The sequence below is a fragment of the Xanthomonas sp. SHU 199 genome, assembly GCF_000364665.1.
Lineage (GTDB): Bacteria > Pseudomonadota > Gammaproteobacteria > Xanthomonadales > Xanthomonadaceae > Xanthomonas_A > Xanthomonas_A sontii.
Genome location: NZ_AQOI01000487.1, coordinates 1 through 2016 on the forward strand (window position 1 = coordinate 1; position 2016 = coordinate 2016).

At 73.5% G+C, this 2016-nt stretch carries 1 protein-coding gene and 1 pseudogene; both read right to left on the bottom strand.

All coding sequences use genetic code 11. The annotated features are described in order from the left end of the window. The coding region (gene treY, locus D183_RS0115185) for a malto-oligosyltrehalose synthase (protein ID WP_026144512.1) at positions 1-1804 on the bottom strand (1804 nt) is incomplete at its 3' end. Continuing rightward, positions 1801-2016 (bottom strand): annotated as a pseudogene (locus D183_RS28045) (4-alpha-glucanotransferase); the annotation flags it as partial. The pseudogene D183_RS28045 and the gene treY, both read right to left, overlap by 4 nt.

Genomic DNA, 2016 nt, shown 5'->3' on the forward strand with positions numbered 1-2016 from the left:
GCATCTGCCACAGCATCAGCAGGTCGCCGGGCAGCGGCGCGGCGCTGCCGGCCGGCAGCAGGTCGGCCGACAGCGCCTGGAACCGCGCCACCTGCGCCTCCCACCACGGCGCCTGCGCGCTGAGCGCGGCCAGGCGCATGCGCACGTCTTCGCCGCGCTTGTGGTCGTGGGTGGCGGTGGCCAGCAGCGCGCGCGGATAGCGCTGCGCGCGCACGGCGTTGGCCGCGTGGAACGCCTCCGGCGTCAGCGCGAACACGTCCGGCTCGCTGCCGACTTCGTTGCGCGAGAGCAGCACGCCGTGGCGGTAGAAGGAGGTGTCTTCCACCGACTTGGCGTTGAGCGGCGCCGACAGTTGCTCCAGGCGCCGGCGCACGATCCGCCGCAGCGCCACCTGTGCCTTGCCGGTGCCGCGGCCATCGCGGCTCCAGCGCTCGATCGCATCGATCGCCGCGCACACCCGTGGCTCGGCGCCGGCACGCGCACGCTGCGCGGCCTGCGCCAGGCGCGCCGCGTCGTCGTCGTCCAGGCCATCGGGCCCGGCATAGGTGCGGTACACCTCGAAGTGCCGCAGTAAGGCCATCAGCCCGCGCGCCAGCATCTGCGGGCTGAACTCGCGGGTCAGCGGATCCAGGTGCGCGGCGGCGCCCAGCGCCTGCACGGTGCGCACGAACTCGGCCTGCAGCGAGCCCTGCAGGATCTCGTCGCGCGCGGCGCGCTGCTCCTGGCCGAAGTCGCCACTGCGCCCGCTCCAGCGCCGCCACAGCGCGGTCAGCGGTTCGGCGCCGGCCGGGTCGTGCAGCACCGCGGCGACCTGGTCCATGAAGTCGTAGCCGGTGGTGCCGTCGCAGGGCCAGTCGCTGCGCAACTGCTCGTGCGGCGCCAGGATCTTTTCCAGATACAGGGCGATGCCGCCCGGGGCGATGCCGCGGCGGCGGCCGGCGCGGTCCAGTTGCGTGCGCAGCCGCTGCACGTAGCCGGTGGGATCGGCCAGGCCATCGACGTGGTCGACCCGAACGCCATCGAGATGGCCCTCGGCGACCAGCCGCAGCGGCAGCTCGTGGACCGCGGCGAACACGTCGTTCTGCTCCACCCGCAACGCCGCCAGCGAAGTGATGTCGAAAAAGCGGCGGTAGTTGAGCATGTCGTTGCCGACCCGCCACCAGGCCAGGCGATAGCACTGGCGTTCGATCAGCCGGTGCAGGGCGTCGTCGCCCAGCCGCGCGGCGTCGTTGAGCCGGGCGGCCCAGGCCGGGCGCGCGCTGGCCGGTTCCTGCGCGATGGCGCCGTCCAGGCGGATCGGGAAGCGCTGGTCGTGGTGCAGCAGGACCACGCTGCCGTCCTCGGCCACCTGCAACTGCAGCGCGCCTTCGCTCAGCGCCTGCGCATAGGGGCGGTCCAGCACCGGCAACCACAGCTTGCCCTCGCGCCCGGGCGCGCGCCAGTCGATGTCGAACCAGCCGGCATGGCGGCTGCGCCGGCCATGGGTGAGCACGTCCCACCACCACGGATTGCTCGGGTGGGTGGCCATGTGGTTGGGCACGATGTCCAGGATCAGGCCCATGCCGTGGCTGCGCGCGCGCTCGGACAGGTGCAGCAGCGCCGGCTCGCCGCCGAGTTCGGGATTGACCTGGCGCGGGTCGGTGACGTCGTAGCCGTGGGTGGAGCCGGGGACGGCGGTGCCGATCGGCGACAGATACAGATGGCTGATCCCGAGCCCGGCGTAATACGGCACCTGTGCGGCGGCATCGAGCAGGGTGAAACCGGCATGCAGCTGCAGGCGGGCGGTGGCCCGCAGGGGAATCATGCGCATGCGTCGGCTCCTTGCGCGGCGGTGGCGGTGGATTGGCGGGTCTGGGCGAAGGCGTCCAGGCGCGTGGCGAGGGTGGCGACGGTCGCGGCGGCGTCGGGCGCGGGCAGGCGCCGGCGCCAGTTCGGGTGGCCGTCGACGGTGCCGGGCAGGTTGGGTTGCTGGTCCAGGCCCAGCGCGTCCTCGGCCGGCAGCAGGGCCAGCGGCGA